Source organism: Arthrobacter sp. zg-Y1143, assembly GCF_030125565.1.
GTDB lineage: Bacteria > Actinomycetota > Actinomycetes > Actinomycetales > Micrococcaceae > Arthrobacter_B.
In genome coordinates this window covers 77,997-92,453 of the sequence record NZ_JASKLW010000009.1, presented here as the reverse complement: position 1 = coordinate 92,453, position 14,457 = coordinate 77,997, and the positions used below count along the sequence as shown (strand labels likewise).

The window sequence follows — 14,457 nt, the reverse complement described above, 5'->3', positions numbered from 1 at the left end:
AACCGGATAGTAGCGGCCGCATTCCGCGGCGGGGAGGAACGTGCTGGGGAAGGTAATGCTGAAGTAGGTGTGATGGAAGTTGATAAGTATGCAGGACTATCAATCAGGCTCCGTCAGCCTGTTGCAGGAAATAATTGCCCTCTCCGGGCGCGCAGTCAACCCCTTCTGCGGGATATTTACTGCTCGAGTTGCCCCTGTCCCGCGGTTGCAGGGCCAACTTGGGCCTCCAGCGGGGGCGAAGTGCATGATTTTTATTGATCTATAGACACGCATACCAATCAAAGTCCATCATTGAGGGACTTTCCGTAGTTGCCGGGCCAGTCACACACCTAGGAGCACCATGTCCCATCTCCCGCCGAGCCGGCATTCCTTCGGGGAATCCGTCCTGGCCTTCGATGTGGGCGGGACAGATATCAAGGCCGCCCTCCAGGACAACGACGGCGTGTTCCACTCCCTGCAGCGGGTCCCCACGCCCCGGGACGCGGCGAGCCCCGGCGAGGCGATAATCCGCGAAGTATCCGGGCTGGCCCGCGGGTACGTGCGCGAGTTCCCGCAGGCATCGGTGCGGGCCCTTGGCTTTGTGGTGCCCGGCCTCGTGGATGAGCAGGCCGGGATCGGCATTGTTGCGGCGAACCTCGGGTGGCGGAACTTCCCGTTTGCCCGGCGGCTGCGCGAGGAGAACGGCATGTTGCCGGTAGCGTTCGGGCACGACGTCGGCCTAGCCGGTGAGGCGGAAATGCACGTCGGTGCCGGACGCGGGCTGCGGGATGCAGTGGTCCTGATCATCGGCACGGGGATTGCCGGAGCGGTGTTCTGTGACGGACGCAGGGTACGGGCAGGCGGTTTTGCCGGGGAAATAGGCCACTCACCTGTCCCGTCGGGTACGCAGTGCGCGTGCGGGGCCTACGGGTGCCTGGAAACGGTGGGCTCGGCCGGTGCCATCGTCCGGCGCTACAACGAACGAACGGGCAATCGGGCAACCGGTGCGGAAGCGGTGCTCAGGGCAGCCCGGGCCGGGGAGCAGGCAGCCCGGGAGGTGTGGGACCAGGCGGTGGCAGCCCTGGCCGAGGGAATCTGCCAGCTGGCCGCGGTGCTGGGGACCGAGGCAGTGATCCTGGGCGGCGGACTGTCCCAGGCCGGAGACGAATTAACCGGGCCCCTGGTCCGGGCCGTGGACTCACGGTTGTCTTTCCACCGCCGCCCGGACATCCGGGTGTCCACCCTCGGACAGGATGCCGGGCTTATGGGCGCGGCGCTGCATGCACGGGGGATGCTGGGGGAACCGGCGTGAACGGGTGGGGCCGCGCAGGCGGTGTCCTGACCGTGACCGCCAATCCCGCCCTGGACGAGACCTATGCTGTTTCGGCCTTCACCCCGGGCGGTAGCCACCGGGTTCCCCCTCCCCTGGTCCGGGCCGGCGGCAAAGGCCTCAATGTTGCACGGGTGGCGCACCAGCTCGGCGCGCCGGTGCTGGCCGTTGCCACCTGCGGCGGGCTGACCGGCGAGCGCTGCCGCGAGGACCTCCTCGGCAGCGGAATCCCGCACCGGCTGGTGCCGGTCACCGCGGCAACGCGGCGGACCATGGCGTTCGTGGACAGCACCTCGGGCCTCACCAGCATCTTCAACGAAACCGGGCTGCCCCTCACCTCCGCCCAGTGGCAGGAACTTGAACGCCAGGTGGACGCCGCCATGTCCGGGGCAAGCGTGGTGGTGGGCTCAGGCAGCCTCCCGCCGGGGGCCCCTGCCGGGTTCTACCCGGATCTGGTCCACGCCGCGGCCGGCCGGGACATCCCCTGCATCATCGACGCCTCGGGCGCGGACCTGGTGCGGGCGGCCGAGGCTGGTGCCTTCGCACTCAAACCCAACCAGCACGAGCTGAGGGAAGCCACCGGCGAAGAAGACCTGCGCCGGGCGGCGCGTTCCCTGCTCGACGCCGGCGCGCGGACGGTTTTCCTCAGCTGCGGGGAGGCTGGACTGCTCGCATTTTCCGCAACGGATCCGGACCACTACTGGCACGCCCGGCTGGGACGGACCCTGGCCGGCAACCCCACCGGCGCAGGCGATGCGGCGGTGGCCGCCGTCGCGGTGACTCTGGCCGCCGGCAGCCGGGACACCGCCCGCATGCTCCGCCTGGCGGCCGCCTGTTCCTCCGCCGCCGTGCTGATGCCGGCGGCCGGTGAAATCCCGTCCAGCTACCGCTCCCTGCAGGAGCAGATCACCATCACCTTGCATCATGACCGCACTGCATCCGCTGTACTGGAGGAAAACTGATGGGTCTTACACCAACCCGGGCACTCGTGGCGGACGCTTTTGCCGCAGGGACCGGCATCGGCAGCTTCAATGTCCTGCACCTGGAGACGGCGGAAGCCATTGTCGAGGGCGCCGAAGCGGCAGGGCTGCCGGTGATCCTGCAGATTTCGGAGAACTGCGCCTCCTACCACGGCGCCCTTGAACCGCTGGCGGCAGCATGCCTGTCCGTGGCCTCGGCCGCAGCCGTGCCCGTTGCCCTGCATCTGGACCACGCGCAGGATGAGGACCTGGTGCACCAGGCGGTCCGGCTCGGCTTCGGCTCGGTGATGTACGACGGCGCGCACCTGCCGTACAGCGAGAACGTGGCGGCCACGGCACGGGTGGTTAAGCATGCTGAGCCGCTGGGCGTGTTTGTGGAGGCCGAGCTGGGGAAGATAGGAGGCAAGGACGGTGCACACGCTCCCGGGGTACGGACGGATCCCTTCGAAGCAGCGGACTTTGTGATGTCCACCGGCGTCGACGCACTGGCCGTTGCCGTAGGTTCCTCGCATGCCATGGCGCAGCGCACTGCTGCACTGGACCTGGACCTCATCGCGGAACTGCACTCGGCCCTGCCCATCCCCCTGGTCCTGCATGGTTCCTCCGGGGTTGCGGATGCCATGCTGGCTGCCGCCATCACCGCCGGGATGACTAAGATTAACGTTTCCACGCACCTGAACGGCTTCTTCACCCGCGCCGTGCGCCAGTCGCTTGGAACCGACCCGGACCTGGTCGACTCCAGGAAGTACTTCTCCGCAGGCCGCCGGGCGCTCGCCCCCGAAGCAAGCCGTTTGCTGTCCCTCTTCGCGCTGAGCGCGAACGCGGAAAAGGCTGTCACCCATGGAAAAGACTGAGCGGCTCAACTCCATCCTCGACCTCCTGGCTGCGCGCGGCCACGTGCAGGTTGAGGACGTCATGGCCGAGCTGAAGGTATCCCCCGCCACCGCCCGGCGGGACCTGGATACCCTTGCCGCCCAGCGGCTCCTCACCCGGACCCGCGGCGGTGCCACCATGGAGGCAGTGGCCTATGACCTGCCGACCCGGTACACCCGCGATGACCACACTGCGCAAAAGCAGGCCATCGCGCAGGCCGCCAGTGCGCTGGTGCCCAAAGGCGCGGTGATCGGACTTTGCGGCGGAACCACCAGCACGGCCATTGCCCAGGCCCTGGGCATGCGCCGGGACCTGATGGAACCGTCCAGCAAACCCACGCTCACGGTTGTCACCAATGCCATTAACATCGCCGTGCAACTGGTGGTCCGGCCGAATATCCGCGTTATGGTGACCGGCGGCGTCGTGAACCCGAGATCCTATGAGCTGGTGGGGCCCTACACCGATGTGATCCTTCAGCGCGTAGCCCTGGACCTGGCCTTTGTGGGGGTCAACGGGCTCGACGCCGAGGTAGGCCCCACAGTCAGCGATGAAGGGGAGGCTGCAGTGAATTCACTGATGTCGCAGCGGGCCTCCGAAACCTACATCGTGGCCGACTCCTCCAAAATCGGCACCCGGAGCTTCGCGACGCTGAGCGGCTACGTCTTCAGCAACCTGATCACCGACAGCGGTATCACCGAGGGCGAGAAAGCGGAGTTCGAAAGCCGCGGAACCCGGGTTATTGTGGCGCCGGCCAAAACGGTCACCGGGTCCGCCCAGCGGGCAGGGAGCTGACAATGCATGTGGTGATCCTTGACAGTCCTGCCGAGGTGGGGGATTTCGCGGCGCAGGAAATCCTGCGCGGTGTGGCGGCCGGGCAGCTCCGCACCCTGGGCGTCGCCACCGGATCCTCTCCGCTGGCGATCTACGAAGTCCTGGAGCGGCACCGCAGCCCGCAACTGTCCGCGCTGCAGGCCTTTGCCCTGGACGAATACGTGGGCCTGGACCCGCAGCACCCGGAGAGTTACGCCTCAGTTATCCGCCGCGAGGTCACCGAACGGCTGGGCCTGGACCCCGCCAACGTGCACGTGCCGAACGGTACGGCCGCGGATCTGGCTGCCGCCTGCGCGGATTTCGAGGCCGCCATCCGTGCAGCCGGCGGTATTGACCTGCAGATCCTGGGCATTGGCCGGAACGGGCACATCGGCTTCAACGAGCCCACGTCGTCGCTGGCGTCCCGCACCCGGGTCAAAACCCTCATGTCCGCCACCCGGCGGGACAACGCCCGTTTCTTCGCCGACGCATCGCAGGTGCCCGCCCTGTGCCTCACCCAGGGACTGGGTACCATCGGTGAAGCGCGGAAGGTGCTGCTGGTGGCGCAGGGGAAGGCGAAGGCTCGGGCCGTTGCGGACGCGGTGGAGGGCCCGCTGTCCAGCATGTGCCCCGCCTCCGTGCTGCAGATGCACCCGCACGCCACGTTTGTCCTGGACCCCGACGCCGCCGCGGAACTGAAGCTGCAGGACTACTACCGGGAGGTCCGCAGCGGGATGGACACCCTGCGGTAGGCCCGGCCTAGGACCTGGCGGCAGTATCGCTTTCCGCTGCCGGATCTGCTGCGAACTGCGTGTTGTAGAGCTCCGCGTAACGTCCCCCCTGTGCCAGCAGCTGCGAGTGCGTGCCCTGCTCCGCAATCCGTCCGTCCTCAATCACCAGGATGCGGTCCGCGTTGCGGATGGTGGAGAGCCGGTGCGCAATAACGACGGCGGTCCGGCCCTGCAGGGCCTCCCCCAGGGCGGCCTGGACCGCGGCCTCCGACGTCGAGTCCAGGGCCGCCGTCGCCTCATCCAGGATGACGATGCGCGGTTGTGCCAGCAGCAGCCGTGCAATGGTCATGCGCTGGCGTTCACCGCCGGAGAGCCGGTACCCGCGCTCCCCCACCATGGTCTGGAGCCCGTCCGGCAGGGAGCGCACCATGTCCTCAAGCCGGGCCCGGCGCAGTGCGTCCCAGACCTCTTCGTCGCTGGCCCCGGGGTTCGCCAGGAGCAGGTTGGCCCGGATGGTTTCGTGGAACAGGTGCCCGTCCTGCGTGACCATGCCCAGGGCCTGCCGGATGCCGGCGAAGCTCAGGTCACGGACGTCGGTGCCGGAGAAGCGCACGGCACCCGAGTCGACGTCGTAAAGCCGGGAGAGCAACTGCGCAATGGTGGATTTGCCGGCACCGGAAGTGCCAACCAGGGCTACCGTCTGGCCCGGGTCCACCCGGAACGATATCCCGTGCAGGACTTCCTCGCCGCCGCGCGTGTCCAACACGGCCACGTCCTCCAGCGAGGCCAGGGAAACCTTGTCCGCGGTGGGGTACGCGAAGCGCACGTCGTCGAACTCCACGCTCAGCGGACCGGCGGGCACCGGGGCGGGGCTGTCCTTTTCCCGGATGAGGGGGCGCAGGTCGAGGATCTCGAAGACCCGCTCGAAACTGACCACCGCGCTCATAACCTCCACGCGGGCATTGGCCAGGGAGGTCAGCGGCGCGTACAGGCGGGTCAACAGCAGGGCCAGGGTGACGACGTCGCCCGTGTTCAGGCTTCCCTGCAGGGCCAGATAGCCGCCCAGCCCGTAAACCAGGGCCAGCGCCAGGGCGGAAACCAGGGTCAGGGCGGTCACGAAGACCGACTGCATCATGGCGGTCTTGACGCCAATATCGCGGACCCGGGACGCGCGCAGGGCGAATTCCCGGGATTCGGCGTCGGGCCGGCCGAACAGCTTGATCAGGGTGGCACCGGGGGCGGAGAACCGCTCGGTCATCTGGGTGCCCATCGAGGCATTGTGGTTGGCGGCTTCGCGCCGCAGGGCGGCCAGCCGTCCTCCCATCCGCCGGGCCGGCAGCAGGAACACCGGCAGCAGCAGCATGGCCAGCACAGTCACCTGCCAGGACGTCCCGAGCATCACGATCAGGGTCAGCACCAGGGCGACGACGTTGCTCACCACTCCGGAGAGGGTGCCGCTGAAGGCCTGCTGGGCGCCAATGACGTCATTGTTCAAACGGCTGACCAGTGCGCCGGTGCGGGTACGCGTGAAGAACGCCACCGGCATTTTCTGCACGTGGTCGAACACCGCGGTCCGCAGGTCCAGAATGACGCTTTCACCAATGCGCGAGGAGAACCACCGGGTGGCGAGGGAGACGGCGGCGTCGGCAACGGCGACGACGGCGATTAGCAGGGCCAGCCGAACCACCACGCCGGGAGCGGTCCCGGCCACGATGGAGTTGACCACCTCACCGGCCAGTACGGGCGTGGCCACGGCCAGGAATGCCCCGACCACCGACAGCAGGACAAAGCCCAGCAGCCGGAAACGGTAGGGAGCGGCGAAACGGATGATCCGCTTCAGGGTTTCCCGGGAAATCTTCCGGTCATTTCCGCTGCCGCGCGAGATTTTGTGAAGCGAGCTCCAGGCTGCGCCTTCCATACTCATGTGTTTTCCTCCGTTGTATGCACGTTCCAGCTTAAGCCCCTCTCCAGCTCCGGCCCGGCCGATCGCCAGGGGCTGAAACCGCCGGCGACTTTCCTTTCCACAGCGTGAAACATGTCACGGAGTTGGCGCCGTGCGCTGGTACACTTCGAAACGCTGCCCCCGTGCTGAACCGGGCACCTACGAAAGGCCGCTATGTCTCCGGCACTGAAACCCCCTGCTGCCCCCACGGAGGGCGTACCCACCATGGGTTCCGCTTCCGTGCAGGAGGCGGCCCCCGGGGCTGTCCCCACGGACGGCGCCGCCCGGCGCTACACCGCGCTGGTGGCCGTGCAGCGGCCCGACGTGTTCTCCGTGACCGCCGGAATCCTCGCCGCCGCGGGGCTGGAACCTGTTGCCGTCCGGGACTTGGACGGGGCCGTTGCTTCCGCACGGGCTGCCGAACCGGTACTCGCCGTAGTCGATTCCAGAGTCCGCCGGATCGCCGGAATGGACCTGCTTAAGCGCCTGCGCCATGAAGTACCGGCCTTGACCAAGCTGCCGGTGATCCTGGTGGCGGACGAAGCCGGCCTCGACATAGACCTTATGGTCGAACTGGGAATTGCGGACTTTGTCGCCAGTCCGGTAGACCCCGATGACCTGACCCGCCGGGTGGACCTCATGCTGGCGACCGCCGAGGCGCACCGGGGCCGCCGGATGACTGCAGCCCGGCTGCGCGAGGCAACCCGCCGCATTTCCGCGTCCATCCGCGCCACCAATGATCCGCAGCAGATGTCGGAAGTAGTGGTCCACGGACTCGGCGAGACCTTCCAAGCGGACCATGTCTTCCTGATGACGTTCCCGGACGAGCGCGTTCCCGAGCTGGCACTGTCCTGGAGCCGTGAGGGAACCACCGGTTCCATTCCCGCGCTGGCGGGATCCACCGCCGTCGAGCTTGCGGAAAAGCTGTGGGCACGCGGCCGTGGACTCGCCGTCGAAGACCATCGTCAGCCGGACGGCGACGAGCCGGTCCCGCTGAGCCCGGCGTCATTGGCCGCCGGCCTCGGGACGTCCATGATTGTGCCGCTTGGCCACGGGGATAAGGCCTTCGGTTTGGTGTGGCTTGCCGGTGAACGCGGCCCCCGGGACTGGACCAGCACGGAAACTTCCCTGATCCAGCATGCCAGCGGAAACCTTGCCCACGGGCTGGTGCAGGGAAACCTGATCACCGCGCAGCGGATGGTGCTCAAACGCCTGCGGGAACTGGACCAGGCGAAAACGGATTTCGTGGCCACCGTCAACCATGAGCTGCGGACCCCGCTGACCTCGATCACCGGATACCTCGACCTCATCCTGGACGGCTCCGGCGGCGACATCCCCGCCGACGTCGCGGATATGCTGAAGATCGTAGGCCGCAACGCGGTGCGGCTCAACCAGTTGATTACCGACCTGCTCACCATCTCCCGCCAGGATGCCGACGAGGGCACCCTGGATGTTGAAGAGGTGGACCTTCATGAGCTGCTCCAAGCGGTTGCGGCGTCCCTGGCCCCTGCGGCCGGCGCGAACAACCTGGATCTTCGCCTGGAGCTCGGCCCGGATCCGCTCTGTGTGGACGGTGACAGCGCTGCCCTGGAGCAGGTTTTCACCAACCTCTGCTCCAATGCCGTGAAGTTCACCCCCGCTGGCGGATCCGTCCTGGTCCGGGCAGAGCTGGTGCGTGCCGAGGGCGCCGGGCCGAGTGTCCGAGTGCAGATCACGGATACCGGAATCGGCATCCCCGAAGCCGAGCTGCCCAATCTCTTCCGCCGGTTCTTCCGCGCTTCCAACGCCACCTCGGCCGCCATTCCCGGAACCGGGCTTGGCCTGGCCATTGTGCAGGACATTGTGCTGCAGCACGGCGGGGAACTGGGCGTCGAATCGAAGGTGGGTTCGGGCACCACCGCAACGGTCCTGCTGCCCGCAGGCCGTTAGGCGTACTCCGCACCGGCACCCGGACCCGGGGCCGGTTAGGCGGACACGGGACCGTCGGCGCTAGGCGCTTACCGCGGTGACCGGGGCCAGGATCCGTTCGGGTGCCGAATAGCAGTTGAGCGAGGTGCCGCGGCTGAATCCAATCAGCGTGAGCCCCGCGTCCTGGGCCAATTCCACGGACAACGCCGACGGTGCGCTTACGGCGGCGAGCACCGGGATGCCGGCCAACTGCGCCTTCTGGACCAGTTCGAACGAGGCCCGGCCGGAGACCTGCAGCACCATGCCGCGCAATGGCAGCAGCCCGGCGCGAAGGGCCCAGCCCACCACCTTGTCCACCGCATTGTGCCGGCCCACGTCCTCACGCAGGCACAGCAGCTCCCCTTCGGCACTGAAGAGCCCGGCCGCGTGCACGCCGCCGGTCCGGTCGAAGACCTTCTGCCCTTCGCGCAACCGGTCCGGCAGGGACGCGAGCATCTCCAGGGGCAACCGGACGCCGTCGCCCTCCAAATCAAAGTGGGAGGACTTGCGCACGGCCTCGATGGAGGCCGTGCCGCAGATGCCGCAGGAACTGGAGGTATAGACGTGCCGTTCCATGCCGGTATCCGGCAGCGGGGTCCCGGGCCTCAGCTGTACATCCACCACGTTGAAGGTCTGTTTGCCGTCATCATCCACACCCGCGCAGTAGCGCAGGCTGATGAGCTGGCCGGGCTCCCAGATCACACCCTCCGAGACCAGGAAACCGGCTACCAGGTCAAAGTCGTCGCCGGGGGTGCGCATGGTGACGGTGAAACTCTTTCCTCCCACCCGGATCTCCAGCGGCTCCTCCCCCGCCAAGACGTCGTCGCGCCGGCTGACGTTTCCGTCCAGCCGGAATTTCGTGACCCGTCCCCGTGTGGTGACCCGTCCCATGATGCCTCCCTGATTCCTGTTTCCTGCTTCTATGTTGCCCCTCCGCGGCGGGATCCGCAGTCAGCGGGTGCCCGCGTACGGCACGTTATCCTGCGGGCGCCCGGTTGACCTGCCAGGGCAGGGGAAGGGCCATCACTGCTTGGTCCCTGATGCAGCCTTCGGGCGGCACCACCATCACGGCGTCCGCTTCGGCCAGGCCGCGCAGCATGCCGGAGCGGAAGTAGGGGGACGGCATGGCCCGGTCCTCCTGGATACTGCACGGCACCAGCCTGGTGCGGCCGGGCAGCGGTTCCAGGTCCACACCGGCCAGCACGTGGCGTTCCCGGGAAATCGGAGCGCCGCGCAGTCCGTCCAAGAGGGGCTGGAGGATGGTAAAAACGGCCATCATGGCTGCCAGCGGGTTACCCGGCAGGGCCACCAGGAGCCTGCCGTCCCGGAGCCGGGCGAGCATGGTGGGGTGGCCCGGACGCATCGCAATCCCGTCGATCAGGAGCTCGGCTTCCACTTCTTCCAAGGCACGGCGCAAGTGGTCGGCCTCGGAACGTCCGGTACCGCCGGTGGTGATGAGGACGTCGCCGGAGGACATCGCAATAGACATTTCGTCCGTGGCTTCGCTGCTGAGCGCTGCTACCACTTCCTCCAGCCGGTCCGGGAGCCGGCGCACCACATCCACCTTGCCGCCGAGCATGGACACCAGCTGCGGCAGCTGCGGTCCGAAGGTATCCCGGACCTGGCCCGGTTCCGGGAGCCCCGCATCAATCACTTCATCACCGGTCAGCAGCAGGGACACCCGCGGTGAACGCAGCACCGGCAGCGTGTCGTGGCCGCAGACGGCGGCCAGGGCAATATGGGCAGGGTTGAGCAGCTTGCCTGCGGGGATGGTGGTCTCTCCGGCAGATGCCTCTTCCCCGGCGGGCCGGATGTGCTCCCCGGCGGCCGGTTCGGATTCGCGGGCCCGGTCGTTGCGGGTCAGGCGCGGCGGCGTGGTGTTCGAAACAGAGCCGCTCTCGGACCGCAGGACGGCGTCGGCGCCTTCGGGAATCAATCCGCCCGTGAGGATTTTCACGGCTTCCCCGGGCTGCAGCGCCCGCCGCCCGGACTCCTTGTGGATCTGCCAGCGTTCCACTTCCGGTTCCTCCTGGGTGATGACCGTCCAGGGCGGAGGCCCGGCTATGGCCCAGCCGTCCATTGCGGCGGAAGCATAATGCGGGACGGGCTGCAGCGCGGAGGTCTCCAGGGCAAGGATCCGCCCCAGCGCTTCGTCCAGTGGAACGGTTTCGTAGGGCAGCGGGCGGGCGGCGGCATAGGCCGCGTGCCGGGCCTGGGCCCAAGACGCATTGGGTTGTGCGGGCAGGATAACGGGAGCGCTTTTTTCACTCATTGCGCATCCCCTTCGTCTGCTGCGTCCCGGCATTCGGCGGCTGCCACCGCCATGGCCGAACGCATGGACGCGGCGTCGGTCGCCTGTCCGCTGCCGGCAGCCAGTCCCGCTGCGTACCCGGCAATAAAAGTGGTCAACGGCGCTGCCGGCCGCACCACGTTGTGGGCTGCGGCCGCAGCGAGGTCAAGCACGGCGGAGATATCCACGGGTGTCCCCTCGAGCTCCAGTGCCTTGAGCAGTCTCCCGCTCCACGCCTCGAGTTGTTCCTGCTGGCTTGGCATTAGTGCTCCTTCGCTTCGCTGGACGATGCTGTTAACGCGGTTCCGTCGGTGCTTACGCCCAAGATCCGCGCGTCCGCCCAAGTGTCGACATCGGCGGTACTCATGGGGGGAACATCAACACCCCTCCATTGCACCCTAGCAAGCAGAGCCTTCATGGACATGTTCGTCAGGCCGCCGGGTGCATGGCCGAGGACGGCCTGACGAAGGTCTGCGGTCCGGTACAGGCCCGCAAGCGGCTGGCTCCTGCCGTCAGCGTCAAGGGCCAGAAGGGTGGAGTCGCCGTCGGAATCATCGCTGCCGGCCGCATCCAGCAGGACTCCGGCCGCGGAAGCAATTCGCGGCATATCGCAGGCCAGGACCAGCGTCCAGTCACCCGAGGCGGGCAGGGCTTCCAGCCCCGCTGCAACAGCGGCTGCCGGGCCGCCGAACACCGGTTCCTCCCGCACCAGCACGGTTTCGCGGGACGCGTCCTCAAGCAGCGGCAGCAGTGAGCCCGGTCCCACTACGGCCACACGCCGGGCCCCGGCAACCGCGTCCAAGGTGGTTTCCAGCAGGGTGCGCCCACCGGTACGCAGCAGTGCCTTGGGGCTGCCGCCGAGGCGGGAGGAACGGCCGCCGGCGAGGATTACGGCGTCGTACACCGGAACAACGGGCATCAGGCGGCAGTGTCGTTCTGCAGGAAGGGGTCCCATTGCGGTGACGGACGCTCCAGTTCGCGGATCTGCCAGCGCGCTCCACGGGGCGCCTTCGGGGAAATACGCAGCTGCCAGCCAAGCTGTGCCAACGTCCTGTCGCCCTTCGTATTGTTGCAGCGCAGGCAGCATGCAACCAGGTTCTCCCAGCTGTCATCGCCGCCGCGTGAACGGGGAACAACATGGTCCACCGTGGCTGCCGCCTTTCCGCAGTACGCGCATTCGTGGTTATCCCGGCGCAGCACGCCCCGACGGGTGGCAACGGTGCCCTCCCGGTACGGGACCCGGACGTACCGGTGGAGCAGGATAACCGAGGGTCTGGGGAGGATTTCAGAGGGCCCGACTACCGGCTCGCCGCTCTCCGCCACCACACTCGCTTTCCCGCTCAGGACCAGCACCAGCGCGCGGCGGAAGGTGATCACGGCCAGCGGTTCATATCCAGCATTCAGAACGAGAGTGCGCATGCACATACCTCTTCGTCGGCCGTCCATGAGCCAGTGAATACTAGACACCGGCACACTTACGGCACATCGGATTGTCTATGCAAGAGTATGACGGGAATGCAGTCTTGGCCATTTCCGGGGCCGAAACCTTGCCCTGGGCGCTGGCGCCTTCTTCCCGTCCCCGGGGACGGACCCGGGGACGGACCCGGACGGTTAACGGCAAAAGCTCCCCCCGAAGGAGGAGCTTTTGGCCGGAGAGAAAAGCCGTTATCCGCCTACGCGGATGTAGACGCCGCCCGAGCCGAGTTCTGCCGGTGCCACAACGGTGCTGTTGCCGTTGAAGCCGCCGTGCACGGCTTGGCCACCGCCTACGTATACGGCAATGTGGGCCAGGCCCATGCCGCCGTCGGCGTAGTAGATCAAGTCACCGGGCATGGCCTCGGCTGCGCTGACCGTCCGTCCAAGGGACAGGTAGCCGGCAGGCCATCCGTGGAAGTTGATCCCCGCAGCCGCCAGGGCATTGGTCACCAGCATGGTGCAGTCCTGGTTGACGCCCAGCTGGGCGTAAGCTGCTGCAGCAATGGTGGCGGCCAGCCCTGAGGGGCTGCCCTGCGGTGCCGGTGCGGCGGCGGTGTTGACCCCTGCCGCCGGAGCTGCGTTGGATGCCGGACGGGCAACCTGCGCAGCACCTGCGGCCGGCATTTCCTGAACCTGGAGAGCGGTCTGCGCCTCTTCCACCACAGGGGCTGCCGGAGCCGGCGCGGGAGTGGTGCCCGCAATGCCTTCGAACTCAAAGTGAAGTACAGCTTCTGCAGACACTTTGTCGAGCTTTGCTGCCGTGAGATCCAGGGTGCTCGTCTGGACATCCCGCAGGGGCTCCGTGCCGGAAGCATTGGCGGCCACACCGGTGGTGAGGACCAAGCCTGAGGCAGCTGCGATAACGGCAGCCTGGCGGCCAACCGTTCCTGCGTTTGCACTGACCGCACCTGCAAGGGCGTTCAGCGTGCTGGTGCGTTCAACCGGCGCCCGGTGGCGGGCGCGCTCAATTGTCGAGGTCATGATTGTTCTCGAAGACCAGGGCTTAGGAGACGCGGACGAAGCTGTAGCCGTGCAGGTCGGAGAGGCTGTGCAGACCGGTGTTCATACCGTTCAGACCGCCGCTGATGACCTGTCCGTTGCCCACGTAGATGGCGACGTGGGTAGCACTGATGACCAGGTCACCGGGAGCGGGGCTGCCAACAACGGTGCCGTACTGGAAGAACTGGCCGGGAGCCAGGTCGCCGACGGACTTGCCGACGGAGCGCAGGGCCTTCTCGACCATGGCGGTGCAATCCTGTGCCACGCCGATCTGGCTGTATGCCGAGGCCACGAGGCCGGCGGCCACATTGCCCGGAGCTACGGCGTCAGCGGCCGGTGCTGCGGGAGTGGAGGATGCGGTCTGTACTGCGCCGTTTGCAACAGGTGCGGCAACACGGGAAGCAGCGGCACGCTGGGTTGCTGCTGCCTGCTGGGTTGCTGCTGCCTGCTGGGCCTGGGCCTCAGCAGCTGCTGCGGCTGCGGCTTCTTCAGCTGCTACCTGTGCGCGGTATTCTTCGCCGGAGATGGAGCTGGGTGCTTCCATGACCGCAAGCTTTACGTCCGCGTCCGCATTAGCCTTGACTGTCCCGGCTACAACATTCAGCGGGGTGGATTCGAGTGCCTGGCGGTCCATGCTGACGGACGCTGCCTGTGCAGGGAGTCCTGCAGCCAGCACGAGGCCGGATGCTGCCACAACGACGGCGGCCTGACGGCCTACCATGCCTGCGTTGCTGCTGACTGCCTTGGAAAGTGCAGTAATCGGGTTGGTCTGAACGGTGGCTGCGCGACGGCGGCCATGAGCGTGTGATGACACAGGTTTGCCTCTCCCAATTGCCTACGAGGTGAGCTGTCGGATTCGGATGGGAGTCACCCGGTTGCCAGGCCTAAAGCCATTTGCAACTTAACCCCAAGGGCTTCTTGCGAAACCCGAAATTGGTTCCCCCGCCTCTGCCATGCGATTCTGCGAACGGACTTCAAACAGTGGCAGAGCTAGGCGATCTGTTCGAAGGTGCCCGATCTTTGGCCAATCGGGCACGAGGACGAGCGTACAGCAACATTTGCGCTATGTCACGTTCCGGTCACGAAATGATATTCGTGCG

At 67.0% G+C, this 14,457-nt stretch carries 14 protein-coding genes and 1 riboswitch; of the genes, 6 read left to right on the top strand and 8 right to left on the bottom strand.

Annotation, left to right across the window (positions count from 1 at the left end):
* Positions 1-340: 340 nt before the first annotated feature.
* From QNN98_RS11060 to QNN98_RS11040, 5 genes are read left to right on the top strand one after another with little or no spacing between them, the layout of a single operon-like run.
* Positions 341-1,291: an ROK family protein gene (locus QNN98_RS11060; protein WP_283997113.1), complete on the top strand. Its 951-nt coding sequence runs from the start codon at positions 341-343 to the stop codon at positions 1,289-1,291.
* Positions 1,288-2,271, top strand: coding sequence for a 1-phosphofructokinase family hexose kinase (locus QNN98_RS11055; protein WP_283997111.1), 984 nt, complete (start codon positions 1,288-1,290; stop codon positions 2,269-2,271). The genes QNN98_RS11060 and QNN98_RS11055 overlap by 4 nt, the downstream gene beginning before the upstream one ends.
* Positions 2,271-3,143, top strand: coding sequence for a class II fructose-bisphosphate aldolase (locus QNN98_RS11050; RefSeq protein WP_227926700.1), 873 nt, complete (start codon positions 2,271-2,273; stop codon positions 3,141-3,143). Before QNN98_RS11055 ends, QNN98_RS11050 begins: the two co-directional genes overlap by 1 nt.
* Positions 3,130-3,954, top strand: a complete 825-nt coding sequence (locus tag QNN98_RS11045; protein ID WP_227913502.1) for a DeoR/GlpR family DNA-binding transcription regulator — start codon at positions 3,130-3,132, stop codon at positions 3,952-3,954. The genes QNN98_RS11050 and QNN98_RS11045 overlap by 14 nt, the downstream gene beginning before the upstream one ends.
* Positions 3,955-3,956: 2 nt before the next feature.
* Positions 3,957-4,724 (top strand): glucosamine-6-phosphate deaminase, encoded by a 768-nt coding sequence (locus tag QNN98_RS11040; RefSeq protein ID WP_227913503.1) that lies wholly within the window; start codon positions 3,957-3,959, stop codon positions 4,722-4,724.
* Positions 4,725-4,731: 7 nt separating this feature from the next.
* Here QNN98_RS11040 and QNN98_RS11035 read toward each other — a convergent pair whose 3' ends face one another.
* Positions 4,732-6,627 (bottom strand): ABC transporter ATP-binding protein, encoded by a 1,896-nt coding sequence (locus tag QNN98_RS11035; RefSeq protein ID WP_283997106.1) that lies wholly within the window; start codon positions 6,625-6,627, stop codon positions 4,732-4,734.
* A 192-nt stretch (positions 6,628-6,819) separates the two neighbouring features.
* Between QNN98_RS11035 and QNN98_RS11030 the strand changes: the two genes are divergently transcribed.
* Positions 6,820-8,574 carry a sensor histidine kinase gene (locus QNN98_RS11030; protein ID WP_283997104.1) on the top strand — a complete coding sequence of 585 codons (1,755 nt, stop codon included), beginning with the start codon at positions 6,820-6,822 and terminating at the stop codon, positions 8,572-8,574.
* Between the two features lie 60 nt (positions 8,575-8,634).
* Here QNN98_RS11030 and fdhD read toward each other — a convergent pair whose 3' ends face one another.
* The 7 genes from fdhD to QNN98_RS10995 all read right to left on the bottom strand — a co-directional run bounded on the left by fdhD (position 8,635) and on the right by QNN98_RS10995 (position 14,171).
* A complete protein-coding gene (gene fdhD, locus QNN98_RS11025; protein WP_227926693.1) occupies positions 8,635-9,483 on the bottom strand; it encodes a formate dehydrogenase accessory sulfurtransferase FdhD in 849 nt (282 codons plus the stop codon).
* 85 nt (positions 9,484-9,568) lie between these two features.
* A complete protein-coding gene (locus QNN98_RS11020) occupies positions 9,569-10,864 on the bottom strand; it encodes a molybdopterin molybdotransferase MoeA (RefSeq protein WP_227913507.1) in 1,296 nt (431 codons plus the stop codon).
* The gene (locus tag QNN98_RS11015; RefSeq protein ID WP_229960048.1) at positions 10,861-11,145 is read right to left on the bottom strand and encodes a DUF6457 domain-containing protein; all 285 of its coding nucleotides are present in this window, start codon (positions 11,143-11,145) and stop codon (positions 10,861-10,863) included. Before QNN98_RS11015 ends, QNN98_RS11020 begins: the two co-directional genes overlap by 4 nt.
* On the bottom strand, positions 11,145-11,801 hold the full coding sequence (gene mobA, locus QNN98_RS11010) for a molybdenum cofactor guanylyltransferase (RefSeq protein WP_283997100.1): 657 nt from the start codon (positions 11,799-11,801) through the stop codon (positions 11,145-11,147). Before mobA ends, QNN98_RS11015 begins: the two co-directional genes overlap by 1 nt.
* Positions 11,801-12,301, bottom strand: coding sequence for an HNH endonuclease (locus QNN98_RS11005; protein ID WP_227913510.1), 501 nt, complete (start codon positions 12,299-12,301; stop codon positions 11,801-11,803). The genes mobA and QNN98_RS11005 overlap by 1 nt, the downstream gene beginning before the upstream one ends.
* A 246-nt stretch (positions 12,302-12,547) precedes the next feature.
* Positions 12,548-13,339, bottom strand: coding sequence for an NlpC/P60 family protein (locus QNN98_RS11000; protein ID WP_283997097.1), 792 nt, complete (start codon positions 13,337-13,339; stop codon positions 12,548-12,550).
* 22 nt (positions 13,340-13,361) lie between these two features.
* Positions 13,362-14,171 (bottom strand): NlpC/P60 family protein, encoded by an 810-nt coding sequence (locus tag QNN98_RS10995; RefSeq protein ID WP_227926687.1) that lies wholly within the window; start codon positions 14,169-14,171, stop codon positions 13,362-13,364.
* Between the two features lie 3 nt (positions 14,172-14,174).
* Positions 14,175-14,333, bottom strand: a riboswitch (cyclic di-AMP (ydaO/yuaA leader).
* Between the last annotated feature and the right edge of the window lie 124 nt (positions 14,334-14,457).

What these genes read in the sequence shown, in the direction of transcription:
- QNN98_RS11000 (WP_283997097.1), bottom strand. Translation starts at nt 13,339, where the DNA reads ATGACCTCGACAATTGAGCGCGCCCGCCACCGGGCGCCGGTTGAACGC.
- QNN98_RS11030 (WP_283997104.1), top strand. Translation starts at nt 6,820, where the DNA reads ATGTCTCCGGCACTGAAACCCCCTGCTGCCCCCACGGAGGGCGTACCC.
- QNN98_RS11015 (WP_229960048.1), bottom strand. Translation starts at nt 11,145, where the DNA reads ATGCCAAGCCAGCAGGAACAACTCGAGGCGTGGAGCGGGAGACTGCTC.
- QNN98_RS11050 (WP_227926700.1), top strand. Translation starts at nt 2,271, where the DNA reads ATGGGTCTTACACCAACCCGGGCACTCGTGGCGGACGCTTTTGCCGCA.
- mobA (WP_283997100.1), bottom strand. Translation starts at nt 11,801, where the DNA reads ATGCCCGTTGTTCCGGTGTACGACGCCGTAATCCTCGCCGGCGGCCGT.
- QNN98_RS11020 (WP_227913507.1), bottom strand. Translation starts at nt 10,864, where the DNA reads ATGAGTGAAAAAAGCGCTCCCGTTATCCTGCCCGCACAACCCAATGCG.
- QNN98_RS11035 (WP_283997106.1), bottom strand. Translation starts at nt 6,627, where the DNA reads ATGAGTATGGAAGGCGCAGCCTGGAGCTCGCTTCACAAAATCTCGCGC.
- QNN98_RS11040 (WP_227913503.1), top strand. Translation starts at nt 3,957, where the DNA reads ATGCATGTGGTGATCCTTGACAGTCCTGCCGAGGTGGGGGATTTCGCG.
- QNN98_RS11045 (WP_227913502.1), top strand. Translation starts at nt 3,130, where the DNA reads ATGGAAAAGACTGAGCGGCTCAACTCCATCCTCGACCTCCTGGCTGCG.
- QNN98_RS11060 (WP_283997113.1), top strand. Translation starts at nt 341, where the DNA reads ATGTCCCATCTCCCGCCGAGCCGGCATTCCTTCGGGGAATCCGTCCTG.
- fdhD (WP_227926693.1), bottom strand. Translation starts at nt 9,483, where the DNA reads ATGGGACGGGTCACCACACGGGGACGGGTCACGAAATTCCGGCTGGAC.
- QNN98_RS11005 (WP_227913510.1), bottom strand. Translation starts at nt 12,301, where the DNA reads ATGCGCACTCTCGTTCTGAATGCTGGATATGAACCGCTGGCCGTGATC.